Origin of the sequence: Solitalea lacus (assembly GCF_022014595.1) — a bacterium.
GTDB lineage: Bacteria > Bacteroidota > Bacteroidia > Sphingobacteriales > Sphingobacteriaceae > Solitalea > Solitalea lacus.
Genome location: NZ_CP091740.1, coordinates 4,023,006 through 4,049,209, shown reverse-complemented (window position 1 = coordinate 4,049,209; position 26,204 = coordinate 4,023,006). Strand labels below are relative to the sequence as shown.

Sequence of the window (26,204 nt, the reverse complement as noted above, 5' to 3'; positions counted from 1 at the left end):
GTTCGCTTATGGCTTTAAAAGTTCATTGTTTTCCCTATTTTTGCAGCTCATTTTAACTTCAGATGTCCGATAACAGTCGTAGAAATAACCTGATAACCAAATACGTTCTTAAAGAAAAACACACCATTGAGTCAGAGATGTCATTTTTCGACCACTTGGAAGAATTAAGGTGGCATTTGATTCGTTCTATTATCGCTATCTCAGTTTTTACCGGATTGGCTTTTAGCTATAAAGAAATCATCTTTGATCAAATAATTTTAGGGCCTAAAAATCCAAATTTCTGGACATATAGAAAGATGTGCGAAATTGCGGCCAAATACAATATACCTGATTTCTGTGTATCAAAGATCAATTTCGTGATTATGAATACGGAATTGTCCGGACAATTTGTTATTCACCTTACAAGTTCCATTTTAGTAGGTTTGGCTTTAGCCTTCCCCTACTTTATTTGGGAATTATGGAGGTTTATTAAGCCTGCTCTTCAAACTAGTGAACGGAGATATGCCAATGGATTAATCTTTTTTGCATCCTTACTCTTTGGAATAGGTGTCTTATTTGGTTATTATATCATTGTTCCGCTTACAATAAACTTTTTAGGCTCCTATACTGTAAGTGCCGAAATTATTAATCAGGTATCTCTTGATTCATATCTTTCAACGGTGGGGACACTTTCTTTGGGATGCGGTGTTACGTTTGAATTACCAATTATTATCTACTTTCTTTCTAAAGTGGGTATTGTTACGCCCAAATTATTGCGTGGTAACAGACGTTTTGCCATTGTTTTGATTTTACTTATTTCAGCGTTTATTACGCCAAGTCCGGATATGATGACGCAAACTATTGTAGCTATTCCGTTATTTATCTTGTTTGAAATCAGTATTTTAGTGTCGGCTTCTGTAGCGCGTAATAGAGCAAAAAAAGAAGCAGAATTTTACAATAGTTAATTAAGCAAACCTTATGGGGTTTGTAATGTATAGTAACAAAGTATCGCTTGGAAGTCGTAGGCTTAAGCGGAAGATTTTAATAATTAAAAGAAAATGAAAATTGCATTAGGTGGCGATCACGCTGGTTTCGAATACAAGAAAGCCTTAATTGAAGTGTTGGAAGCACAGGGAGTTGAAACGAAAGATTTTGGTCCTTATTCTACCGATTCTGTTGATTACCCTGATTATGTTCATCCTTTAGCTAAATCAGTTTTGGCTAAAGAAGCTGATTTAGGTATTTTAATTTGTGGCAGTGCCAATGGGGTAGCTATTACAGCTAACAAACATGCAGGTATTAGAGCTGCTATTTGCTGGAATCCTGAATTAGCAGAATTGGCAAGAGGACACAATGATGCAAATGTGGTATGCATACCGGCTCGTTTTGTTTCTTTGGATGAGGCGAAGGAAATTGCTAAGAAGTTCATTTCTTCACCTTTTGAAGGAGGCAGACATGCAAATCGTGTGAACAAAATTGACTGCATATAGCATTTCATTGAATTGATATAAAAAGTTTACAGGGCAGGATCGTACAAATTTGTGCGATCCTGCTTTTTTATATTACTTTAGGAATTCAAATTAAACTAATGAATAGAAAGTTCTTATTAAGCGCAACGATGTTATTAGCTTTTTCTGGGGCAGCTTTTGCTCAATCAGGAGCTAAAAAATATGCTGATAACATTAATGCACCTTTGCTAAAGCAACATTTGTCAATCTTGGCTTCAGATGCTTACGAAGGCCGCGAAACAGGTCAAAAGGGGTCATTGATGGCCGCTGACTATATTTCTGCTTACTTTAAAAAGCTAGGCTTGCAAGCACCTGTTGATGGTTCATATTTTCAGAATGTGCCATTAGTTGAACGCTCTATTGGTGAAGCGAAAATCGCGGTAAACGATCAAGCCTTTCATTTTGGAGATGATTTTTTGATGATTGGTCCTGGGGCCACTAATCCATTAAGTCTTAAAGAAAGTCAGTTTTTGTTTGTCGGTTATGGAATTAATTCTCCTAAATGGAATGATCTTGAGGGTATCGACATTAAGGATAAAGTGGTTTTGATATTGAGTGGAGAACCGATGACTCAGGACGGCAAAAGCATGGTTACTGGTGAGCAAGGTTATTCCGATTATACGCTTGTTGCACGTAAGAAACTTCGTGAACTACAAGCAATGCAACCCAAAGCAATTCTGACTGTTTACCCGCAGTTCAGAAGTTCTATGTCTAAGTATTCAGGGCAGCTGAAAGCAAAAAGTATCGATTTTCCTCAAAAGGCTGAGGGTAAGGATATTCCTGTGGTTTTTGTTTCTGAAGAGCTCGCCAATGTTTTACTAAAATCAACTGGAAAGTCATTGGCTGATTTAACAGGTCAAATGCTCTCGACAGGCAAGCCTCAATCATCCTCTGTTAATCAGGCTTTTGAGCTTGAGTTTAAAGTGAATGAAACTCCGGTAAAAGCAATGAATGTATTGGGTTACCTGCCGGGAACAGATTTAAAGGATGAGTTATTGGTGATTTCGTCTCATTACGATCATATTGGAATTGTGAACGGGGTAATTAATAATGGAGCAGATGATGACGGTTCGGGTACTACCTCAGTACTTGCAATGGCTAAAGCATTTACCGATGCTCAAAAATCTGGAAAAAAGCCTCGCAGAAGTATATTGTTTTTAACATTTACCGGTGAAGAAAAAGGATTGCTTGGATCTCAATGGTATTCTGAAAATCCAGTTTTTCCAATGAATAGCACAATAACGGATTTAAACATCGACATGGTGGGAAGAATTGATGATGCCCACTTAGCCGATACTAATTATATCTACTTGATTGGTTCTGATAAGTTGAGCACTGATTTACACAAAATCAGTGAGGACGCTAATAAAAACAGTGTAAACCTTAAACTTGATTATAAATACAATGATCCTAAAGATCCTAATCGGTTTTACTACCGTTCAGATCATTACAACTTTGCGAAGCATGGTGTTCCTGTAATTTTCTACTTTAATGGGGTGCATGCCGATTATCATCAACCAGGTGATGATGTTGAGAAAATCAGGTTTGAGCTGATGGCAAAGAGGGTTCAATTGGTGTTTAATACGGCTTGGGATTTGGCCAATAGAGAGAAACGACCAGTTGTTAATGTGAAAAACGATTTTCCAACCAGCAGGTAATAATAGAATAATTTCATTCTTGTTAAGAAGGTATTCATTTAAACGGTGAATACCTTCTTTTTTACTGCGTTATAGTGGATGCATAAGGGTGTCCTTAATACACGTTCGAAATTATTTTTCAAGATACAAAAAACTTTAATCTTCAAACACCTGGGACTTATTATTAAATCCCCATTGGATATCCCTAAGCCGGTCTGTCATTTCTTCTACATTACTACCTGTACCTTGGATCATTAATCTGATGAAAGGGCTTTTTTCATTCAACTCAATATGCTTATTCATTATCGATTCCAATCTTTTTATCAAACTTTCATTGCTTGTTGCTATTTTTCTCATTTCTCTCCCAATCACTATTGCCGAAATGTTCTCAAGACTGCGATCCTTCTCTTCATCAAACAGATCATTATGATCATTGTAAATAAGCTCGGAATTTAAATTAAAAAAATGCTTCAGCAGGTTAGTGATATCCAATACATCTTTTTGCCTTTGTTCAGGACGGTCATCATAAGCAATGAACTTTAACAAGGCAATAGACGGAAGTGTTGCGACTTTAAAAACATTTCCTGTTTCAAACTCTACTATTTCAGTTCCGGCCTTGTAAACTTCCTTCATGCCATCTACACGAATACTAGTCATCCCTGTACCTCTTATATCTACGCTACCTCCATTTTCAATTTCCCCAAAAGGCAGGATATCCACTTGTATACCATCTGGAGAAATTAATACAAAAGCATTTCCTCGATGTTCAGTAAATCCTTCATTAGTGATAAGATATTCTTTCACTCTATCATATTCTTCATGACTTCCTATCAATGCAGCGTAATCAACATCTTTCGTTGTTCTGAAATTCACATCAGCTTTTTCATACCATACCTGCCTAGCCAACGCACCAATAAGATAATAGTCTATTCCCAGGCTTTCAAATGCCTTTTCTAGAATATCAAATATATGTTTCAGTTCATTATGTCGCATATTATTCAAATAGTTGCTTTAAGTATTTATTGTAGATTATTTCAGCAACCTCTATGCATCTAGGATCATCGGTAAGCAAGAGATCTGCATATATGATTAATTGAGGTGCTATTGGAAGATTGCTCGCTTTTTCTTCGTTCCAAAACTTCTGATAGAGCTGCACATTACCCTTTGAATGGGGTATCAATTTCCAGCTCTTCATCAATTTATTCTTCTGTTCTTTTGTGTATATGATCAGTATTTCTGGATTAAGATAAGAAGTCAATAAATTTGCAGCCGGCTCCCCTCCCCATTCAGCCCCATCAAAGTGTAGATTTTGCCAGTTCGCTTTTTTATCCAATAACTGATAATTACCTAAGTGCAAAGTTGGACGTAAAGTTTCTCGATAGCCGGCTATCCACCGCTCAAGTAATTCCTTTTTATTCTGAAGTATTACCTTTTTCTTATCCATCTGAAGCAAATGCCCTGCCTCCTTTAATCCGGCTAGCACCAAGGGAATATTACCAAGGGCTACATTTGCTCTTTCTGCGATTTCTCTGAAAGGCAATTGAATTGCATCCTCTTGTGTCAGTAGCACATATATTACTTTAAGTCCAGTTTTGGTAAATGCTCGGTTGGGTGTTGGCTTTTCTTCTTTGGGAGGTTTATTACCCTCAAGCCACACAAAATGGGTATGATGACGTAAGAACAGATTTCCTCCGCCATCCAAATAAGCTATTCCATTCTTTCTTAGTTGTTCCTTAATTGTCGGAAAGATATGGTTAGCCACCAGCATAAATGGAGCATATTGATTAGCCAGATTCAAAATTTGACTAAGTTGATATTCACGTAACTCTCTCCTCACTTCTGCATGGAATATGAGTGTATCCATACCCAAATTCATAGTAATTTCACCATCGATACCTTTATCCTGAGGTTGTCGCATAGGCTTCCACATCCCTTTAATTCCAGCTAGATCCTCAAGATGGCTAAGGGCTCGCTCCACAATTACATCTTCTAGTAATGCAATTTTTTTGTTCATTTATTTTAAGAGTTCACGAAACGTGTACATTCAAAAATAATGAACACTTCTTGAAATATCAAGTTAAATATGAACAAACTTCTCACTACTAGTTGAAACAGTTTGATGGCTGCTATTCCCTAATGACTTTTTTGGGATAAAAGCATTTTAGTCAACGTTGATTTTTTGTTAATAAAATGAACAGTTTATTGGATTAAAATTTTGATCATTTTCTCTATTTTTGATTGCATGAGTCAGCATTCCGCGCAATTTCTCAATGATGCCGAAGCAAAGGCATTTGATCTCGATCACCGCCGTAAGATCAATTTCAATATAAATAAATACGATACTGCTGTTGCACGAGGTGTTTCCCGCTTTTTTGATCTTGAAAACTCCAAAAAGAAAGCCAATATTGTTAAGTGGCGAACAATGGAGAATCTGGAAAAATACCTGGTTGAATTTGAAGCTAACTTTACCCGCAGAGGAGGAAAAGTGATTTGGGCCAATGATGCTGAAGAGGCCCGTAAAGAGGTGTTGGCAATCTTTAAGAAATACAACGCCAAAACCATGGTGAAGTCAAAGTCAATGACTACAGAGGAGATTGAGCTGAATGAGTACCTTGAACATAATGGGATTGAGGCGCTGGAGACGGACCTGGGTGAATACATTGTTCAATTGCTAGGGCAAAAGCCTTATCATATTGTTACGCCAGCGATGCACTTGTCAAAGGAGGATATTGCCAAGTTGTTTCATGAAAAATTTGGTACCCCAATTGATTCTACTCCCGAACAGCTCACTCAAAAAGCACGTGAACTTTTAAGAAATAAATATGTTACCGCAGATATTGGTATTACCGGAGGTAACTTTCTGATTGCTGATACAGGAAGTGTTTGTTTAACTGAAAACGAAGGTAATGCAAGGTTATCTACTACCTTTCCCAAGGTTCATATAGCTATAGTAGGCATTGAGAAAATCGTTCCTAGTGTTTATGATCTTGACTTGTTTTGGCCCTTGTTGGCTACCCATGGGACAGGTCAAAATTTAACGGTTTATAATTCCATTATAAGTGGTCCGCGCCAACCAGAAGAGATGGACGGTCCGGATGAAATGTATGTTGTGTTGCTTGATAATGGCAGGACCAATTTGCTGGCACAAAAAGAACAGCGCCAAGGATTGTATTGTATTCGATGCGGAGCCTGTTTAAACGGTTGCCCTGTTTATAAAAATATTGGCGGACATACTTATGAAACTACCTATAGTGGCCCAATTGGGTCTATCATTACGCCGCATTTGCAAGGGATGGAAGAGTTTAAACATTTAAGCTATGCTTCAAGTCTATGCGGGAAATGTTCAGAAGTTTGCCCTGTCCATATAGATATTCATAAAATGCTTTTGCTGAATAGGAGAGATGCTGTGAATGAAAACCTGGCTCCTAAATCAGAAATGTGGACCTGGTATTTTTGGAAAAAAGGAATGCTGAAACGCAACCTTATGAATATGTTAGGAGGGCGTTGGAAAAGCTTTTTCTTAAAACGTTTTGCCGGGAATACCTGGGGTAAACGTCGAGAGCTGCCTCCAATAGCTCATAAGTCGTTCAATGAGCAGTGGAGAGAGATGCATAAAAATGTAAAATAAACTCTTTGAGCTGTCAATAAAAAACCAAGCACCGGAATATGTTTTATTATACTTCGGTGCTTGTCTTTTATCGTTTTAAGTTATTGCTTTTCTTGTGTGTCAGAATCGTTATCTCCTTTAAGTTTAAAGTTTTTATTCCGTTTTTTTAGTGCGTCAAACAAAATATACTCTATTTGTCCGTTAACGCTACGGAACTCAGCCGCAGCCCAACGCTCTAATTCTTTCAGCATTTCAGGATCCAAACGAAGTACAAATGCTTTTTTTGCAGCCATTGCAACGTGGGTAATTTTAGTGAACTTTAGGCAACTACAATAATGTTGGTTAACTTTTTGAATTTGGCAATTGAGTTTAACACTTTCTGCATCTCAACGGCTTGGTTAGTTCCGATCAAAATTCTTTTGCCATTGGTTAATTTAATTTGCAAGCCGATATCTCCAGAAACATTGTAGGCCCTACCGCTTTTGAAAGGCCATAAGCCCTTAATGCCCCAACCGCCGTATTCAGTAATCGGCTCATATTTACGAATGTAGGCTTGATCAATGTCATACCAGTTTATTGTTTTCATTCGTAGATGAAAAGGTTTAAACTGGAAATGGATGCCTTCTAAGTCAATCAATGTTTTAAGAGTAAAAAGCTGATGAAGAAGAAATACCATAAATAGTTCAAAGCCGATTACAGCCAACAGTGCTGGTTGATAGTTTTTCATTACTTTCCACTGGTACAGGAATAAGCCAAGTGTCATAGCAACAGAACTAAAAATCAACAAGGCTATCCACAGCTGATTAAACTTTTGCTTCTCTTCAAATTGCATAACCTAGTTATAAAGTGTTCCGGTGTTTAATACAGGGCTTACAGCCTTTTCTGCGCAAAGAACGACCAACAGATTGCTGACCATGGCAGCTTTTCGTTCTTCATCAAGCTGAATGATTTCCCTTTCAGAAAGTCGGGATAAGGCCATTTCTACCATGCTTACAGCTCCTTCAACAATTTGTTTTCGGGCAGCTACAACGGCAGTTGCTTGTTGGCGTTGGAGCATTGCTCCGGCTATTTCCGGTGCATAGGCTAAATGGCTTATTCGAGCTTCCAATACAATAATACCTGCAGGGCTTAGTCGTTCGTTTAGCTCATTCTCAAGCATCTCATTCACTTTTTCGGCTCCATCACGTAAGGTTAACGTAGCAGATTCATCTTCTAAATTGTCATAAGGACAACTTCCAGCTAAATGACGTACGGCGGCCTCACTCTGAATGTTTACGTATTGCGTGTAATTGTCCACAGCGAAGGTAGCTTTGGCAGTGTCTTGAACCTGCCAAACGATAACAGCTGCAATTTCAATTGGATTGCCCATTTTATCATTAACCTTTAATGATTGTCCATTGAGGTTGCGAGCCCTTAATGAAACCGATTGTTTTTTGTAAAGCGGGTTTACAAAGAATAATCCGTTTGCTTTAACTGTGCCTGAGTAGGTTCCAAAAAAGGTTAATACCCTTGATTCATTTGGATTGATGATTATGATACCCGCAAAGGTGATAAGAGAAGTAAACAGAAGTAATATGCCTAAAACGATCTGTTGAGAAAAGAATGAATAAGCAGTTCCTGCCAAACATACTATAGCAAAGCCAAGCATGGCGAAACCCGAAAGTGGGGTCTTGATTTTTTCGATCATTGTGGTAAATATTTGATATCATTTTGATATCATAATAATATGAAAAAAATAAGATAATTGCAAGGCAATTAGTGAGATGAATAATGATTTGATTTTACAAAAGGGATGGCATGTCGGCTTGCTGGTCCAGAGTTTCCAAGAAAAGTTCCATAGAAATACTTTCAGCTCCCAAGCTTTTCAAATGTTCAGTTTCCATTTGACAATCGATGATTGAGAAAGGTATTGATTGGGCTAAATAAATGAAGGCAATTTTTGAAGCATTACTTACTTTATGGAACATGGATTCTCCAAAGAATACGGTTCCTAAATTAATGCCATATAATCCGCCTACTAGTTCGTCATTAATCCAGACCTCTACTGAGTGTGCATAGCCAAGATTATGTAGGCGGATATAAGCCTGTTGCATTTCAGAGGTAATCCATGTTTCAGGTTGATCTTTTCTGGCAATGTGTTTACAGTTGGCAATTACACTCTTAAAATCTTTATTAATTGTGATTTTATATTTATTTGAACGTAATAATTGTTTCATGCTTTTGGATACCTTGAGGTTTTGAGGCCATAACACAAAACGTGGGTTAGGAGCGTGCCAAAGAATAGGATCCTCTTCAGAAAACCAAGGGAAAATACCATGGCGATAAGCTAACAAAAGACGTTCGGGGGATAAGTCTCCTCCGATGGCTAAAAGACCGCTATCATCAGCTAAAAGAGGATGAGGGAAAATCAGATCTTCAGACAGTTCATAAACGGGCATGTGCAAAGATAAAACTTTAGACAGGAGGTTTCGAGCTGTATCGTTTCATTAAAAGGGAAAGTGAAAAAAGGCTGGAAATATATTCCCAGCCTCTATAATTCATAAAATCTATGAAATGCTCTATCTCTTATAACCCCGGTGTAACAGTAAGCATCTTGTTTTCAAAGTAAATAGTTCCATTGGCTGAAATTCCTTCTGTCCGAACAATAATTTCCTTTATTTCTTTGGGTAAAGAAAACCTAAACTGAGCCTTTCCTGTTGAATCCGTTTGTACATCTGGTTTCCAGAAAAGCGTGGCATACTTTTGAAATGTTTCTGATTGCGGTGGCAAAGAATACTTTGGCGTATAAAATGCCACAGGCTTTGCATAGCCCTTTACTTGAAAGTTTCTACTGCTGCTTATCCCTTCAGGTCCCCAGTCAATCGGTGCTCTTCGAGTTACAATGTTAATCGAACCGTTGCCCCCTTTAAAGCCTAACATGGCATTGGCTGATTTGTTAATTGCAATGGCTTCAATATCCTGAACTTGTAAAATTGATAAGTAACTTAAATCATTCATTACCATGCCATCCACAATAAGAGTAGGGTCTGCGCCTCCTTGAAAACTGCTAACTCCTCGGCCCATATTTACTTTTAGTTCCCCCATTGGGCTACGTGTAACCTGCAGGAAAAATTCGTTCATCAGAATTTGCTCGATAGAGTTGTATCTGTAATAGTTCTCTTTATTAATTTCAAATACCCTGTCATTCATTGACCGATAAAGATTTCCTTCAAATGGGTCCTTCTTTTTTTCAGCCCTTATTACAACTTCTTTCAGTTCGAATAAGCGTTCGGTAAGGGGTTTGATAATTTCCTTGTCGGTTATTGTGCTTTTGGTAAACCTTTTAAATTGTTTAACAGCAATGGTGCTATCCAAGCGAGGATAAATAATGTTTGCTTTTAAGGTCCTGTTCCAAGAACTGCCTTTTAATGTTGATGCTGAAAGGAGCACTTTGCTTGAATCAGCCAGGTATAAGTTCTTAAATGAAACGTTTCCATGTTCATCTGCATTCTGTGATAGCATTAAGTCGTTTTCCCTAGAGAAGAGTGTAATATTTGATTCTTTCTCAGGCTTGCTTTTCAAACGATTCTCTGCAGTTGCATTTATGGTAAAGCCACTTTCAAATTCATGTTTAATGCCGGGAACCTTATCGAATAAAATATCTGACCATTCATATTTTCTCCAGCCTTGGGTGAGCAGTAAATTATCAAGATCTTTCTGACGCTGATAATCATTACTTTCAAAATAGTAATAAGTTGATTCAATAGCCCCTTTAAGTGAAGAGCTTAACAGTAAATCTGCCAAAAGTGATGATTGAAAATTGTTGCCGACGGTTTGTTTGGGCAAAATTGAGAAGCTAAGATTGGCTGTAGATCCTAGGCCACTTGTGTCAGCAGTGTTAACAGTAACCGTTAATGAATCGTTCATCATCTGATGAGAAAGAGAGAGGCTTCCTCTGATGTTTATTGTTGAATTGAAGATCAGGCGCTCAGCAATTGGTTTAAAATCATGGCTGAAAAGTGTAATGTAATTTACGCCCGGGCCAAGTAATTTTTTTTCAACAGAAAATATCTTTTCATTAGCATCTAGTTTAAAATACATGGATGAGTAAATGTTTCCATTGTTATGAACAAGAACAAAAAACTGTTGCTGATTAAATTCTGCAAGTGTTTGATCATTAGTTTTTACAGATGCAATCACTTTGTTTGGAAGCATATTGTTCACTAAAAGCGATAAGCCTTTAGGATTAGGTTCGGGAAGGGGCAATTCTTTAACTATTCCTTTGTAGTTAATCTTGATTTTATAATCTTTACCTGCATTGAATAACATAAACTCACCAATGCCTAACTGATTGGTTTGAAAGGTTTGTAAGGTGTCTTCTTTTGAATTAATCAGCCATCCCTTTGTTTCTGCGCCATGCCCGTTGGGAAGGGTAACTTTTATCCCAAAATGACAATCAACATCCTTCGTAAAGGTTCCTCCCTCAGCAAAAAGCTGAACATCTATATCTTCAGAAGGCTGTGGGTTTGGGGTTGTGGCCATCGGTTCACCAATTGCTCGCACATGAATAGTTTCACTGTAAAAGGCTTGATCTGTAAAGTTGCGCATCCAGTTAGTATAGGCTCTTACTGTATAATCTCCGGATTGAGCATTGGTTTTTAGCTGGAAAAGACTGTTCGCTGTTCCTTCATGAACATAAAGCGTTTTTCTTTCTATCAATTTGCCGCTTGGATCAAATAGTTCGGCGTATAATTTATTGGTTTCTTTAAATGGTAAACGGTTTTTGGCATTATAAACATAGGCCTTAAACCAAATGTTATCACCGGCTAAAAACTCAGAGCGATTAATATCCAAATAAACGCGCTCCCGCTCTTGAGCAAAATAGTTGCTGTAGGGGTCAATCAACTTTTTCTTTAGTAATTCTAGTATAGGATCATCGGCATAAGCATTGATAAAGGTAAATAGGGAAAGAAGAATTAGGAGATGTTTTAATTTCATATTAAGTAGTTAGTTTGAATTTAAGTACTAAAGTATAATAATCAGTTGAGTAGTTGAAATGATCAGGCTGAATTTTATCCCCAGCCAGCTCACACTTGTTATGAAAAATCAAAAAATATTCTCCATCTTAGGTTTGCCATGGAAACATCAATCGAAACCCTAAACAACACTGTGTATATGCAGTATGATCGTAAGCAATATGCTAATGAAACTTTAGTTGATTTATATAAAAACCTGCTGCGCCCTCGGATGATTGAGGAAAAGATGCTTATCCTCTTACGGCAGGGAAAGGTAGGTAAATGGTTCTCAGGAATTGGTCAGGAGGCCATTGCAATAGGAGCAACCATGGGCATGAATTCCGATGAATACATTCTTCCAATGCACCGGAACTTAGGTGTGTTTACCAGTAGAAATATTCCTTTAAATCGACTTATTGGACAATGGCAGGGGAAAATGAGTGGCTTTACAAAAGGACGAGATCGTTCTTTCCATTTTGGTACTCAAGAATATAAAATTATTGGGATGATCTCTCACCTGGGGCCTCAGATGGCTTTAGCTGATGGCATTGCTTTGGCAGACGTGCTTGAACAAAGAAATAAGGCCACTTTAGTTTTTACAGGTGAAGGTGCAACGAGTGAAGGTGATTTTCACGAAGCTTTAAATGTCGCCTCTGTGTGGAAATTGCCGGTAATATTTCTTATCGAAAACAATGGTTACGGACTTTCAACGCCAACTAATGAGCAATATAAATGTGAAAGTTTGGTAGACCGGGCAATGGGTTACGGAATTGAAGGAAAAAAAATTGATGGGAATAATGTGTTGGAGGTTTACGATACTATTCGTCGAATTGCAACTGATATACGGCATAATCCTCGCCCGGTATTAGTAGAATGTATGACTTTTCGTATGAGAGGGCATGAAGAAGCCTCAGGTACCAAGTATGTTCCTCAGGAATTGTTTGAGGAGTGGGCGCTTAAGGATCCGGTGCAAAATTTTGAGAATTATTTACTGCTGCAGGGAGTTATTGATAAGGATTATGTCGATGAGCTAAAAATCAGGATAAAAATTGAGATTGATAATGCTGTAGATATGGCCTTTTCTGAACCTGATATTAATGCTGATATTAATATTGAACTTGCAGATATGTATGCTCCAGTAGGGGATATAAATATGGAGCCTGAAAACTCTGCTAAAACTGATAAACGTTATTTAGATGCAATTTCAGATGCCATGCGACAAGCAATGCGTCGCCATAGTAATCTTGTGATAATGGGACAAGATATAGCTGAGTACGGTGGGGCATTTAAAATTACTCAAGGTTTTGTGGAGGAGTTTGGTAAAGGAAGGGTAAGGAATACGCCTATTTGTGAGTCTGCAATTGTAGGGGCAGCTTTTGGGCTTTCGATAAATGGATATAAAGCTATCATGGAGATGCAGTTTGCTGATTTTGTTACCTGCGGATTTAACCAGATTGTGAATAATCTGGCTAAAAGTCATTACCGCTGGGGACAAAATGCAGATGTGGTTGTGCGCATGCCAACAGGAGCCGGAACAGGTGCAGGACCTTTTCATTCACAAAGTAATGAAGCTTGGTTTGTAAAAACCCCGGGATTAAAAGTGGTTTATCCTGCATTTCCTAGTGATGCCAAAGGTCTTTTAACTGCAGCAATCGAAGATCCTAATCCAGTGATGTTCTTTGAACATAAATATTTGTATAGAGGGATTTCGGAGGAAATTGCAGATGAATATTACACTACACCTATCGGAAAAGCTAGATTGGTAAAAGAAGGAGAACAACTATCAATAATTACGTATGGTTTAGGTGTTCACTGGGCTCTTGATTATTTGAATGAGCATCTTGAAGTTTCTGCCGATTTGCTTGATTTACGAACGCTTTTGCCTTGGGATATTGAGGCTGTTACGGAAACGGTTAAGAAAAATGGTAAAGTGCTGATTTTGCATGAGGATACCTTATGTTGTGGCGTGGGAGCAGAGATTGCTGCCTTTATAGCAGAGCACTTGTTCAATTATTTGGATGGACCGGTAGTTCGTTGTGCGAGTATAGATACAGCCATACCAATGAGTAAATCACTCGAGGATAATTTTTTAGCCAAATCAAGATTAGATGAAGCAATTCAAAAAATATTACAATACTAGTAAGTTTAAAAATTTCGCATATGTAAACGGCTTTGATTTAAATCAGAGCCGTTTTGTTTAAGAAATTTACCGACGGAATTACAGCAATGTAGCGGAAAATATTTATCTTGATATTTACAATACGCTACTCTTATGAATAAAAATCTCTCTCTGTTACTCCTGTTGTTTCTTTTAGTTTTGTCGTCTAAAGCACAAAATGTTCAAAAAGCCCCTGAAAACCCAAATCATCCTGATTCCTTAAAGATATGGACTGTTATAGGTCAGAGTTCATTACTGTTCAATCAGAGTTCTTTTTCAAATTGGGCAGCAGGTGGTGTTAACTCTTTTGCCGGATCGTTATTGCTAGATTATAATTTTAACTATAAAAAAAACAGATGGAATTGGGATAACCGTGTGTTATTAAATTATGGACTAAACAAACAAAAAGATATTGGAGTACGGAAAACTGATGACCGATATATGTTGAGTTCAATAATAGGGTATCATCTTAAAAAGTATTGGTTTGCATCGTTTTTTCTCAATCTTCAAAGTCAGTTTGCAAATGGTTATGAATATAACGCGGATAATACACGTACATTAATTTCAGGGCCGTTTGCTCCCGCTTATTTGGGTTTTGGTCCAGGCATTAGTTATAAGAAATCTGATAACTGGAAGGTGAATATCTCGCCTATTGCTTCACGTATTACTTTTGTTAATGATGACTACCTTTCTTCGATTGGTGCTTTTGGTGTTGATCCTGGAAAGAAATCCCGGTACGAGCTAGGGGTCAGTATAGAGGCTTACCGAAAGGACGAGATCATGAAGAACATTAACCTTGAACATACCCTTTTGCTTTATTCCAATTATCTTGAAAAGCCTCAGAATATTGATGTTAACTATACCTTGAGCTTATTTATGAAGGTAAATAGTTATATCTCGGCAAATTTTGGCATACAGTGCATTTATGATGATGATACAACATTTCCTTACATAAATGATGCAGGAGAAACAGCTTATCGACCTCAGTTTCAGTTTAAGCAGGTTTTTGGAGCTGGTTTAACCTACAAATTCAACACTTCTGAAGCAAAAAAATAGTTAATATAAATTGAATTTTAAGAAGTTTAAACATGCTTTGATTTAATTTTGATTCAAATTCTCTGTTAAATTAGATGTATCATTAAATAAAGCGTTTTTAAAAGTTAATTTACCTTCAGCATTTCGGCCTTATTGGTTGTACTCTTGGCCTCAATCGATACACCTACGCTTGATTTGGCATCCTTGCCATTATGAATCACCAGATCATCCCATGGCTTTGATGTACCTTTTATTTTTAGTTGAGGTACGTAGAAAAAAAGTACACCTAACAGGGTTATTTAAACCCCGCCTCATGAAGTTGCTTACGTAATCTTATGGATGATATATTCTACAAATTTATATTAGTATCAAACTAAAATCTGCTTTTACGCCAAGCACTTGGGATATTTTTGTAAGAATATCAAGACCAACAGAATGCCCGATTCTTGACGGAAGGCAAAGATTGTTCGAGTGCCTGAGCCGTATACGGGGAAACTTGCACGTACGGTTCTTCTGAGAGCCGAAGAGAGTGATTTCTTCGGCTTACTTACCTGCCGGTGGGTGGGAAATCACCCACATATCTGATGACAATATCCTTGGTAACTTTTTGTTCTAAAAATCAATGTTCACAGTACGTGAACATTGTGAAATAATGAAAAGAGAAAAGTTTCTACTTTGTATGGTTAATACTGCTTATACATAACCGCCAGATATCCGCCATAACCGCCAGATATCCGCCATTTATCCGCCAGAGCTAATTTTATACACCGTACCTTTTTTCTGACCACTTTTAATGAGAATGTTTAATTCTACCAACTCTTCAAGATCACGTAGTGCAGTTCTACCTACTCAATTTTAGTAGAAGCATCTAACTCTTTCAAAAGTTTAATTCCCATTTCCTATTCTCCCACTTTTGAATCAGCATTTATATGTCCCAGATGATTATAGTCAATCTAAGCCCTTGAATCGAAATTATGAAAAATGCTGAAATAACTATCGTAACGGGTGGGTGCGATATGGCCTTCCTCAACCGCTTTTAGCACCGCGCAGCCTGGCTCATGTATATGGGTGCAGTTGTTAAATTTACATTGACTGCTGTACCCCCTCATTTCTGGAAAGTATCCGGCTAATTCTTGCGGCTCAATTTCAACAACTCCTAATTCGCGAATTCCAGGAGTATCAATTACAAAACCGCCAAAAGGAAGTTCGAACATCTCGGCAAAAGTAGTAGTATGCATGCCTTTTTGATGAACCTCTGATATGGCTGCGGTTTTAAGATTTTTTTCAGGGAATATGGCATTAATTAAGGATGACTTCCCTACGCCGGAATGACCGGAAAATAGAGTGGTTTTATCTTTAATGAGATCCTTAATCTGCTCAATATGGTACCCATTTAGGGCCGATATTTCGTAGCATTTATAGCCAATGCTTTCATAGATTGCTTCAACATCAGCAAGCATCTGCTTGTCTATATCATCGTAAATGTCAAATTTATTGAATACCAAAATAGTTGGAATATGGTAAGCCTCGGCAGTTACTAAAAAACGATCGATAAAACCCAATGAAGTTCGTGGGGCTGCCAGTGTTACCACCAAAATGGCTTGGTCCATATTGGCTGCAATGATTTGCGTTTGCCGTGAAAGGTTAACCGATTTACGGATGATATAATTATCTCTTTCATGAAGATGTGTAATTACAGCGGTTGGTTCACCTGGCTCCATTTCAAAGTCAACCATGTCGCCTACTGCTACAGGGTTCGTGCTCTTAATGCCTTTAATACGAAACTTTCCTTTAATGCGGCAATCGTAGTTTTGTCCGTCATTACCTAAAACGCTGTACCAGCTTCCTGTTGATTTTATTACTTTTCCTTTCAAGTGTGCAAAATTAGTTGATTTCAACTAGAAAAACCTTATTGAGTGTTTTAGTTCTTGTTGAAGGATTTAAAAAATCAAATCTTAAACGAGTAACCGGATATTGATAGGCTTCAAATTTACGCTTAACCTTAAGCCGTAAGTGCTGTAGCTCAGTAAAGTTTTTTTCTGTTACAAATAAGTAAAACCTAGTTCCCTCGGCATTTTTTGCCTTAATGTCTTCTGGTGTTAATTCAGGAATGGTTTTGTTAGAATAAAAATCAAATGAATAATATAGCCGGCCGAAAATGAAAGTTTTATTAGGTGAAATATTATTTTCTTTAGCTATATGCGCTAATGTGCTACCCGCCTGATAATGTAATACTTGGGGGTAAAAATTTGCATTAAGTAAAAAAGCTAGTCCTAAAATGGAGAAGGCAGAAGGAATAATTATTCGATATAAATGCCCTTCGGAGCTTCCTCTCATGACAATGAAAAACAAAACAGTTACGGCTATGAACGCTACGATACTAATCCACAACTGCTGCACAGGAAACATCCAATAATTAACAACAAGGGCTATGATGATAAGTAAACCAATAATGAATAGCTGAATTTTTTCCAGCACGTTTAGGAGTTTGCTATTGGTTTTTTGAACCAAATTATAAAGATACGATGCCATTAGAATAGCAAATAGTGGAAAAAGTATGTTCAGATAGTGTGGCAGTTTAAATTTTGAATATGAAATAACAATAAAAACGATCACAACTCCTCCTAAAGTAAGAAACTCAACACCTTTTACAGGCTTAAAGTGAGTTTTCCAAATTTCCTTTGCGCGACCAAATACAGATATGTATGCCAGCAGACTCCAGGGTAATATTGCCCATAAGAGGGTGTGGAAGAAGAAACTATACTCAGGACTGGTCACTAGTGCTCTTTCGCCTGCCAGGCGCTCAAAGCTTTGTGTCCAAAACAAAAAACTCACTCCAGATTGTTTGAATTGTCCATTAACCAGTTTTTCCGGATGCAGATCAAATTGTAAGTAATAGCAATACAATACAGGGAATAGAGTAGCAAAAAATGCTGCAATGCCGATCAATAATTTCCAGTTAAAAAATGATTTCCACTGACGAGAGTACAAAAGATAACAGAAAATTGCTATTCCGGCTACAAATAATGCAATCATGCCCTTGGTTGAAACCCCAAGTGCAATTCCTACTGCTCCCAGAATTATATTGATCAATTTATTTTGCTTAATAAACTCAATCAATTGCCATATTCCGAAAATAACAGTTGATGTTAATAATGAGTCAGTTCTTACATCATGATTAGCTAAAATAATAGCATAAGAGGTTGCAAAAATTAGAGCAGCCATCCGACCCACTTCCTTATTGTATAAGGCTCGCCCTAAGCCAAAAGTTGAATATGCTGCCAATACAGTAAATAAAACTGATGGCAGACGGTAAGCCCAGTCATAAAAACCGAACAGCTTGAACGAAAAGGCTGCTAGCCAAAAAAGCAAATGTGGTTTATCGAGGTATTCATACATTGCCCCATTATCCTCGTGACGGGAAATAAGGTTTACAAAATCATTGTTTTGACAAATACGCATAGCTATGCCGGCGTATTTATTGGGATCTGGATCAAAAAGTGGGAAAAAAAAGCCTAAAAAGTATACGAAGCCACAAAATAAAAAGAGAAGAAGATAGGTGCGTTTGCTTATAAACTGATCCATAAAATACAAGTTGCATTCAAAAATAGGAATTCGAATTGAAGAATGGGACTGCAGGCATCCCAGAGAACAATAGTGACATTAAAATCTTTCTATCTTTATCTGCGCAAGAATAGGTTCAATGGCATATAAGAAAATTCTGCCAAAGTTGGCTTTGGTAGTACCATGTTATAATGAAGAAGCAGTTCTAGAAACTACTATCAATGAGTTGTCTCAACTTCTAAATGAGTACAAATTGAAGGGGATTATTGACGCTCAAAGCTTCCTATTGTTTGTAGATGACGGTAGTCGAGATAATACATGGAACGTATTAGTGAGCAATTCAACAGAATTCATTAACGCCATAAAACTTAGTAATAATGTAGGGCAGCAATATGCACTTTTAGCCGGATTAACATTCGTAACTAATAAGGTTGATTGTTGCGTATCATTAGATGCCGATTTACAAGATGACGTTTCTGTATTGGAGCAAATGCTGCTTGAATATAAGGAAGGCTCTCAAATCGTTTATGGAGTTCGTAGTAGCCGAGCTACCGATAAGGCGTTGAAACGTGGTGCGGCACGAATGTTTTATAAACTTATGCACCGCCTTGGTGTGGACATGATTTATGATCATGCTGATTTTCGATTGCTTTCTAATAAAGTACTTAAGGAGCTTCAGCACTATCGTGAAGTAAATTTGTTCTTGCGCGGGTTATTTCCATTGATGGGTTTTAAATCATCCCAGGTTTACTACGAGCGCAGAGAAAGAAAGGCTGGAATAACTAAATACCCTTTCAGGAAGATGATTCAGCTTGCGATCAATGGTATAACATCCTTTTCCAATCTTCCTTTAAAAATGATCACATACATTGGCTTTGCTGTGTTTGTTGGTTCATTTATAATAAGTTTATGGGTGTTGTTTCAGCGTTTCTTTGGTCTTACGGTTCCTGGCTGGGCATCTATTACTTTACCTATGTATTTCTTAGGAGGAGTTCAACTACTTGCCCTCGGTATTATAGGGGAATATCTAGGCAAAATCTACCTTGAAACCAAAGCTCGTCCTCGCTATCACATTGATGAAGAGCTTTAAAGTCAATTAATTAGCTTTAAGAAACTTTCGTAATAATATCGCAAGTATTTAATCCTCTTAATTTGATATTAGGAAATTAAACTATAAATTTAATAGTAATAGTACCGTTGTCGATAAACAATTTCTGTTATGAAAGTTCTTAAGTTTTTAGCAATTATCCTAATTGCCTTGGTTGCTATATTCATTATTTTGGGCATTTGGGCTCCTAAAGATTATCAATTAGAACGATCAATTGTCATAAATGCTCCTCAAGAAATAGTGTTTGATCATATGGTGCATTTTAAAAAATGGACCCTTTGGTCACCATGGAAAAAGTTTGATCCTGTTATGAAAGAGGTTGTAAATGGAGAGGATGGAAATGTGGGTGCAACCTATCATTGGGTTGGCAATAAGCAAGTTGGGGAAGGTGAAATAGTGAGTAAAAAGGTAACAGATACCCGAATGGACTACGACATGCTGTTTATTAGACCTTTTGAAAGTCGTTCACAAGGATGGGTTATTGCCCTTCCAATAGATGATGGGACTAAAGCTACTTGGGGATTTAAAACAAAGTATGAGTTTCCTTTTAATGTGATGATGATGTTTATGGATATGGATAAAACCTTAGGAAAAAGTTTTGATGACGGTTTGATGATGCTTAAAGAAATATCAGAGAAAGAATCCCAAAAAACAGTTAATCCATAAAGGTTAATGAATACAAAAAAGCCGACCAAAATTAATTGAGTCGGCTATCCAAATAATGGATGATATAGGTTGTATATGAAGAAAGAAACTTGCTAATGATTTTCTCAATCTTCTTCAATATTAGTGTTATAGTTTATATAAAACAAATTTTTATTGAAAAATATTTAATAAAAAGATAAAAATATTGCAAAAATGAGAATGATACTTTACTGAAAATACGATTTAGTTAAGCCGTTATGCGGTTTTTCTTAAAAATTCATTCCATAGCTTTTTTTTGGCTTATTATCTCACCTTTATTTTAATATCAAGTTTCTTTCTGAAATAAATCTAACCAGATGTTAATTAAATCTGACTGATTTTTAATATTTTAAAGTGAATGATAATTTTATTATCTTGAATTATACTGTTTGATAAAATAAAGCGCACAAACATGCAAGGAATCTAAATTAATCAATGTTGTTTAATCTTTATTAATGCTAAAGTATGCAGATAATCCACTCATGCAGGTGGTTAAAGTTTTCCATAACTTTACTATCATTAATTTGTTTGCTGCTAAATCCTAGAGCAGCAATTGGGCAATCGAGCAAGTACATAATTAATGGAGTTGTGAAAGATGCGGTTACCGGAGAAACATTGCCGGGGGTACTTGTAAAAATTCAAAATAGCAGCCTAGCTACTACTACCTTAGAAGACGGACGATATTCATTAACAGCTACACTAAGTCAGGGCACATACAATCTTGAATTTTCATTATTAGGGTATAAAACTTTACGTAAGTCAGTAACGTTAGGCTCAGAATCGACCATTACGATGAATGGATCGCTTTCACAAGATGTAACAGGATTGGATGAAGTAATTGTTACAGGTGCATCAGCCGGTACAACACGTAAACAATTAGGTAGCTATGTAAGTACTGTTAGCGCCGAACAGCTCAATAAAGGAGCTTCCAGCAATATTTTGACATCATTGCAAGGTAAAACAGCAGGAGCTCAAATTGTTCAAAACTCAGGAGATCCTGGAGGAGGAATTTCAGTTAGACTTAGAGGGATTAGCTCAGTTTACTCTGGATCAGAACCTTTATATATTGTTGACGGCGTTATTGTAAACAACTCAACTACCCGTGTAACCAATACATCAAGTAACTATGATGGAGGAAACTTTGTGGGTAATATTGGTCAGAATCGGATGGCGGATATTAATCCGTCAGATATTGAACGGATTGAAGTATTAAACGGGGCTGCCGCAGCTGCAATTTATGGATCAAGAGCTAATGCAGGGGTTATCCAAATATTTACCAAGCGAGGCAGTTTGGGAACGCCAGTGGTTAATTTTTCAACTGCTTTAACTATTAGCGAACTTCGGAACAAGTTGGATGTCAATCAGGCGCCAACAAAGTTTGGAGGGTCTCCGGATGTACAAACCCAAGATATTTTAACGCCAACACTTACCAATACCACACCTGTAACTCGTTATGATTATCAGGATGATATTTTTCAGACAGGGGTGGGGTCCGATAATAATATATCTGTAAGTGGAGGAAGTGATGCAACCAAGTATTTTGCATCGGCATCTTATTTTACCAATGAAGGAATTATTCGGAATACAGGATTTACCCGATACGGTTTGAGGTTTAATCTGGATCAGAAAATTGCTAAATGGGTAAGTTTTACCAGCGGGTTGAACTACACAAATAGCTCCTCAAAAGAAAAACCTGATGGTAATTCGTTTTTTTCTCCAATGAACTCGGTAACCATTATTGGTAATTTCCATGACATTTATACAAGGAACAGTTTAACAGGAACATTACAAGCGGTTGGCGAAAGGGGGCGGGTTAATCCACTTTCGGTAATTGAAGATATTAAACAGCGGCAAGAAACAAATCGAATAATAGGTAATGCAGGAATTAAGATCTTTCCAGTTAAAAACTTGACAATTGATTATACCCTTGGAATTGACAATTACACTCAAAATGGGCAAACATTTATTCCTCCGTTTCCTTACAATGTTAATCCTGACTTTTACGGTGGAGGACCTACTTTAAATGCCACACAAAACGGGTATACAGGTAAAGCCAGTAATACTGTATTTCAAATTAATAATGAAGTGAATGCTACTTATGAATGGAATATCTCCGATGAGTGGGCTTCTACGACACAACTAGGCTATTCAAGCCAATATGAAAAGACTTCCTATTCATTACTTCAGGGTAGGGGTGTTGTTGTTGAAACTGTAAATGGGGCTAGTACTGTACTTCCAAGTACAGATGTGAGGGGGGAGATATCTGTTTCCGGGGCGTATTTGCAGGAAAACTTAAAATATAAAGGACATTTCTTTGTTACAGGTGCAGTTCGTTTCGACGGATCTTCGGTATTTGGTTCGGAGAATCGGGATCAGGTATATTTAAAAGCAAGCGCCAGTTATGTGTTATCGTCCGCTGATTATTGGAAAAACTTTGGTGTTTCATCTTGGTGGGACGTGTTTAAATTGAGGTTAGCTTATGGCCAATCCGGAAACTTAACAGGTATTGGAGCGTTTGAACGATTTAATGCATATCTCACCACTCCTTTATTAGGGAAGTCAGCTTTTTATTCGAGTACTCAACTTGCAAATCAGAACATCGCACCTGAACGTCAGAACGAATTAGAGATAGGGACGGATATGGCCTTTTTGAACAATCGGATTAGCCTTCAGTTTAATTGGTATAATAAAAAGGTTAATGACCTTCTTTTCCCTGTTGTAACAGCGCCAACAACAGGCTACTCTAGTTTATTGGACAATGTTGGGTCGATGGAAAATAAGGGATTTGAAATGGTGTTGAATGGTACTCCAGTACGAAAGGATAATTTTAGTTGGAATATTTCATTTATCTTTAACAGAAACAGAAACAAAGCCCTCGGAACTGGAGCTCTGAGATTGTTAAGTACTAATTCCGGCGCTCCTATTGCCATTATTGAAGGCGAGCCAATTGGTGTGTTTTATGGGACTTTCTTTGCAACAGATGCAAATGGGAATTTAGTAACTAATACAGCCGGGATTCCTCAGTTCGAGCGTGGAGTGCAAAATTCAACACTGTCATACACGACTCAACGAGATGCTAATGGACTTCCTACAGGAGCACAACTCCGCAGAGTGATTGGAGATCCCAATCCCGACTATACCTCAACCTTAGTAAATGACTTTATCTATAAGAAGTTATCTTTCCGATTTCAACTTGATGCTGTTCAGGGGGTAGATGTGTTTAATGCTGATTTCAGGACCCGACAGGGAGTTGGAAACGGTAAAGTTGCAGAGCAAGAGCATCTGGGCTTATTACCTCGTGGATACATAGCAGGAATTTATACGATTGAACAATGGCGTATAGATGATGGTTCTTTTGTTAAACTAAGGGAAATATCATTGGGTTATAATATCGGTAAGCTTAAGTTTTTTAAAGATTTAACAGTTAATGTAAGCGGACGTAACCTTGTTTCATGGGATGATTATAAAGGTTATGATCCTGAGGTAAATGCAGGTGGGCAAAGCACGGTATTAAGAGGAATTGACTTTGGTGCTGTTCCTATTCCACGGACTTATAGTATTGGAATTCAAGCTAAGTTTTAACCTTTAACTAAGACGATCATGATAAAAATCAACATAAAACGATCTCCCATTATCATATTGGCAGCTTGCTTTTTTATGGTGGTGGGATGCGGGAAAGATTTCTCAGATCCAACAAGGGTGCCTGAAGATGCTGTTTTTGGAACCTTACAAGGTTTAACGGGTGCAGTGATTGGCTTACAGCGCGATTATACATTTGGAAGAGCCAGCTCTTTGTATAACTCAGTGACCAGCAACGGATTTACCACTAAAGAGTTTTTCCTTGTTAACCCAGGCAATTTGCCTGAGGCTCAATTAAATACTGGAGGAATTGCAGTTGACGGGAATAACACTATTCTTGTAGGGTTGTGGTCCAATAGTAATAAAATTATTTACGATGCTAACAGGATAATTGAAGCATCACAGTTACAATCCGACAAAGGTTACGTAAGCGGCTTAATTGGTTATTCTACAATTTTCAAGGCCTTGGCATTGGGTAATATGGCAAGAGGTTGGGAGCAGGTGCCGCAAGGCATTGGAGTAAATATTGGCTTTGTAGGAAGAACAGATGGGTACAATATGGCAATTTCCGCAATTGATCAGGCATTGAGCATCATCAATACAAATCCTATTAGCACTACTTTCCTCGGTAATATTCCACCTGGCATTGATATTTCGAATACACTTAATGCCTTAAAAGCAAGGTATGCTCTTGCTGTAGGAAATTATGACTTAGCTTTATCTGCTGCCAATGCTGTTGACTTAACTAAAAGATCAGTATTGAATTTTGACGTAACAACACAAAACCCGATTTATCAGACCGCAACTGCATCCAACAATGTCTATCAGCCAATTGATTCTACTTTAGGGTTGAAAGTTCCTCTACAACCTGATCTGGCTGATCAACGGGTGCCTTTTTATACGGTTATTAATCCAACAATTCCTCCACGGTTTAGAATAAAAGGCTTTGGTGTTGCTTTAGACACTCCTTTTCCTCTTTATTTACCTGGAGAAATAACTCTGATAAAATCTGAAGTATATACTCGTAAAAATGATCTGGTGAACGGTTTGGCCGAATTAAATAAAGTGGTGACCAAAACAGCGGCTTCTGATCCATTTGGGGTAGGCGCTTCATTACCTCCGGTAAGCGTGGGTTCCCAACAAGAGTTATTAGATCAGATATATAAGCATAGGTGTATTGAGCTATACATGTCGGGTCTTAAGTTAGAAGATATGCGTCGCTTCAATAGGCCTAATTCTGAGAGGGGACGCAACTTTTACCCTTATCCAAATGCAGAAAGAGATAATAACCCTAATACTCCAAAAAATCCAGATTTTTAAGAAGGGATATATAAAAGAGGTACTGTTTTATTTGTTATTTAAAACAGTACCTCTTTTATAAGGTAAGTTTCTAATTAAAAAACTGCTTTGCCTATTCTTCTTATTGTATCTGATTTACCCATGGTATAGTAATGCAGGCATGGGGCCCCCAGATCAATTAAACCCTTTGATTGTTGAATACACCATTCAATACCCACTTCTCTTACTTCCTTGTCGGTTTTGCAGTCGGCAACAGCATCGGCTAATTCTTCCGGGATATCGATACTGAATACTTTAGGGAGTAAAGTCAGTTGCTTTTTGGTCGTTAAGGGTTTTAATCCAGGTATAATTGGAACATTAATTCCGTTTTCACGACAAAGAGTTACGAATTTCTCATATTTTTCATTGTCAAAAAACATTTGTGTCACAATGTATTCTGCGCCCATGTCAACTTTCATTTTAAGATAACGTAAATCCGTTTTCAAGTTAGGGGCTTCAAAATGTTTTTCCGGGTAACCAGCAACACCGATGCAAAAATCTGTTCCATTCGGGCCGCTGTATTCTTCATGCAAGAATTTACCATTGTTTAAGTTAATAACTTGCTCAATTAATTCAGAGGCATAGGAGTGCCCTCCTGTTTCAGGAATAAAACCACCATCTTCTTTGCGGGCATCACCACGAAGTACCAAAACGTTATCAATGCCTAAAAACTTAAGCTCAATAAGCGCATTTTCAGTGTCCTCCTTGGTAAAACCACCACATATTAAATGCGGTACAGCATCAACCTTATATTTAAATTGAATAGCAGCACAAATACTAACCGTTCCGGGACGTTTTCTGGTAGATACCTTTTCTAGTAGCCCGTTTGGTTGCTTTTTATAGATGAAATCTTCACGATGATAGGTTACATCAATAAAAGGTGGTTCAAATTCCATAAGCGGTTCAATCGCCTCAAAAATTTGATCGATGCTTTGACCTTTCATTGGTGGCAACAACTCAAAAGAGAAGAGTGGTTTCTTCGCGTTTTGTATATGTTCGGTTATTTTCATTTT

21 protein-coding genes are annotated in these 26,204 nt (G+C 37.5%); 10 read left to right on the top strand and 11 right to left on the bottom strand.

The genetic code is table 11. The annotated features are described in order from the left end of the window. Positions 1-62 precede the first annotated feature (62 nt). The 3 genes from tatC to L2B55_RS17385 all read left to right on the top strand — a co-directional run bounded on the left by tatC (position 63) and on the right by L2B55_RS17385 (position 3,145). A complete protein-coding gene (gene tatC / locus L2B55_RS17395) occupies positions 63-944 on the top strand; it encodes a twin-arginine translocase subunit TatC (protein WP_237847482.1) in 882 nt (293 codons plus the stop codon). Positions 945-1,037: 93 nt separating this feature from the next. Then, the gene (rpiB, locus tag L2B55_RS17390) at positions 1,038-1,469 is read left to right on the top strand and encodes a ribose 5-phosphate isomerase B (RefSeq protein ID WP_237847480.1); all 432 of its coding nucleotides are present in this window, start codon (positions 1,038-1,040) and stop codon (positions 1,467-1,469) included. A gap of 98 nt (positions 1,470-1,567) precedes the next feature. Continuing rightward, the gene (locus L2B55_RS17385) at positions 1,568-3,145 is read left to right on the top strand and encodes a M28 family peptidase (protein ID WP_237847478.1); all 1,578 of its coding nucleotides are present in this window, start codon (positions 1,568-1,570) and stop codon (positions 3,143-3,145) included. Positions 3,146-3,280: 135 nt separating this feature from the next. Here L2B55_RS17385 and L2B55_RS17380 read toward each other — a convergent pair whose 3' ends face one another. Next, positions 3,281-4,117 (bottom strand): nucleotidyl transferase AbiEii/AbiGii toxin family protein, encoded by an 837-nt coding sequence (locus L2B55_RS17380; protein ID WP_237847476.1) that lies wholly within the window; start codon positions 4,115-4,117, stop codon positions 3,281-3,283. 1 nt (position 4,118) lies between these two features. After that, positions 4,119-5,138 carry a type IV toxin-antitoxin system AbiEi family antitoxin gene (locus L2B55_RS17375; RefSeq protein WP_237847474.1) on the bottom strand — a complete coding sequence of 340 codons (1,020 nt, stop codon included), beginning with the start codon at positions 5,136-5,138 and terminating at the stop codon, positions 4,119-4,121. A 228-nt stretch (positions 5,139-5,366) separates the two neighbouring features. Here L2B55_RS17375 and L2B55_RS17370 point away from each other — a divergent pair, with 228 nt between their 5' ends. Then, entirely contained in the window at positions 5,367-6,752 is a 1,386-nt protein-coding gene (locus tag L2B55_RS17370; protein WP_237847473.1) for a LutB/LldF family L-lactate oxidation iron-sulfur protein, read from the top strand. 80 nt (positions 6,753-6,832) lie between these two features. On the opposite strand, the gene L2B55_RS17365 is transcribed toward L2B55_RS17370, so the two are convergent. The 5 genes from L2B55_RS17365 to L2B55_RS17345 form a co-directional block, all read right to left on the bottom strand. Continuing rightward, positions 6,833-7,024: a type II toxin-antitoxin system antitoxin gene (locus tag L2B55_RS17365; RefSeq protein ID WP_237847472.1), complete on the bottom strand. Its 192-nt coding sequence runs from the start codon at positions 7,022-7,024 to the stop codon at positions 6,833-6,835. A 26-nt stretch (positions 7,025-7,050) separates the two neighbouring features. Further along, complete coding sequence (locus L2B55_RS17360) at positions 7,051-7,563, bottom strand: hypothetical protein (RefSeq protein WP_237847471.1); 513 nt, start codon at positions 7,561-7,563, stop codon at positions 7,051-7,053. A 3-nt stretch (positions 7,564-7,566) separates the two neighbouring features. Then, positions 7,567-8,418, bottom strand: a complete 852-nt coding sequence (locus L2B55_RS17355; RefSeq protein WP_237847470.1) for an SPFH domain-containing protein — start codon at positions 8,416-8,418, stop codon at positions 7,567-7,569. A 94-nt stretch (positions 8,419-8,512) separates the two neighbouring features. Then, positions 8,513-9,169: a leucyl/phenylalanyl-tRNA--protein transferase gene (aat, locus tag L2B55_RS17350; RefSeq protein WP_237847469.1), complete on the bottom strand. Its 657-nt coding sequence runs from the start codon at positions 9,167-9,169 to the stop codon at positions 8,513-8,515. A 127-nt stretch (positions 9,170-9,296) separates the two neighbouring features. Next, entirely contained in the window at positions 9,297-11,708 is a 2,412-nt protein-coding gene (locus tag L2B55_RS17345; RefSeq protein WP_237847468.1) for a hypothetical protein, read from the bottom strand. A 138-nt stretch (positions 11,709-11,846) separates the two neighbouring features. Here L2B55_RS17345 and L2B55_RS17340 point away from each other — a divergent pair, with 138 nt between their 5' ends. Beyond that, positions 11,847-13,865, top strand: coding sequence for an alpha-ketoacid dehydrogenase subunit alpha/beta (locus tag L2B55_RS17340; protein ID WP_237847467.1), 2,019 nt, complete (start codon positions 11,847-11,849; stop codon positions 13,863-13,865). A 132-nt stretch (positions 13,866-13,997) separates the two neighbouring features. Then, positions 13,998-14,939: a DUF3078 domain-containing protein gene (locus L2B55_RS17335; RefSeq protein ID WP_237847466.1), complete on the top strand. Its 942-nt coding sequence runs from the start codon at positions 13,998-14,000 to the stop codon at positions 14,937-14,939. 104 nt (positions 14,940-15,043) lie between these two features. On the opposite strand, the gene L2B55_RS19105 is transcribed toward L2B55_RS17335, so the two are convergent. From L2B55_RS19105 to L2B55_RS17325, 3 genes are all read right to left on the bottom strand, one after another. Continuing rightward, on the bottom strand, positions 15,044-15,211 hold the full coding sequence (locus L2B55_RS19105; RefSeq protein WP_420854529.1) for a DUF7149 domain-containing protein: 168 nt from the start codon (positions 15,209-15,211) through the stop codon (positions 15,044-15,046). Between the two features lie 660 nt (positions 15,212-15,871). Then, entirely contained in the window at positions 15,872-16,792 is a 921-nt protein-coding gene (gene rsgA / locus L2B55_RS17330) for a ribosome small subunit-dependent GTPase A (protein WP_237847465.1), read from the bottom strand. A gap of 10 nt (positions 16,793-16,802) precedes the next feature. Next, complete coding sequence (locus tag L2B55_RS17325) at positions 16,803-18,503, bottom strand: ArnT family glycosyltransferase (RefSeq protein WP_237847464.1); 1,701 nt, start codon at positions 18,501-18,503, stop codon at positions 16,803-16,805. Between the two features lie 118 nt (positions 18,504-18,621). On the opposite strand from L2B55_RS17325, the gene L2B55_RS17320 reads away from it, so the two are divergent. The 4 genes from L2B55_RS17320 to L2B55_RS17305 all read left to right on the top strand — a co-directional run bounded on the left by L2B55_RS17320 (position 18,622) and on the right by L2B55_RS17305 (position 25,173). After that, the gene (locus L2B55_RS17320; protein WP_237847463.1) at positions 18,622-19,572 is read left to right on the top strand and encodes a glycosyltransferase family 2 protein; all 951 of its coding nucleotides are present in this window, start codon (positions 18,622-18,624) and stop codon (positions 19,570-19,572) included. Positions 19,573-19,701: 129 nt separating this feature from the next. Then, positions 19,702-20,256, top strand: coding sequence for an SRPBCC family protein (locus tag L2B55_RS17315; RefSeq protein WP_237847462.1), 555 nt, complete (start codon positions 19,702-19,704; stop codon positions 20,254-20,256). A gap of 483 nt (positions 20,257-20,739) precedes the next feature. After that, entirely contained in the window at positions 20,740-23,856 is a 3,117-nt protein-coding gene (locus tag L2B55_RS17310) for a SusC/RagA family TonB-linked outer membrane protein (RefSeq protein WP_237847461.1), read from the top strand. Positions 23,857-23,874: 18 nt separating this feature from the next. Continuing rightward, positions 23,875-25,173: a RagB/SusD family nutrient uptake outer membrane protein gene (locus L2B55_RS17305; RefSeq protein ID WP_237847460.1), complete on the top strand. Its 1,299-nt coding sequence runs from the start codon at positions 23,875-23,877 to the stop codon at positions 25,171-25,173. 74 nt (positions 25,174-25,247) lie between these two features. Here the strand turns inward: L2B55_RS17305 and metF are convergent, their stop codons facing one another. Beyond that, entirely contained in the window at positions 25,248-26,201 is a 954-nt protein-coding gene (metF, locus tag L2B55_RS17300) for a methylenetetrahydrofolate reductase [NAD(P)H] (RefSeq protein WP_237847458.1), read from the bottom strand. Positions 26,202-26,204 lie beyond the last annotated feature (3 nt).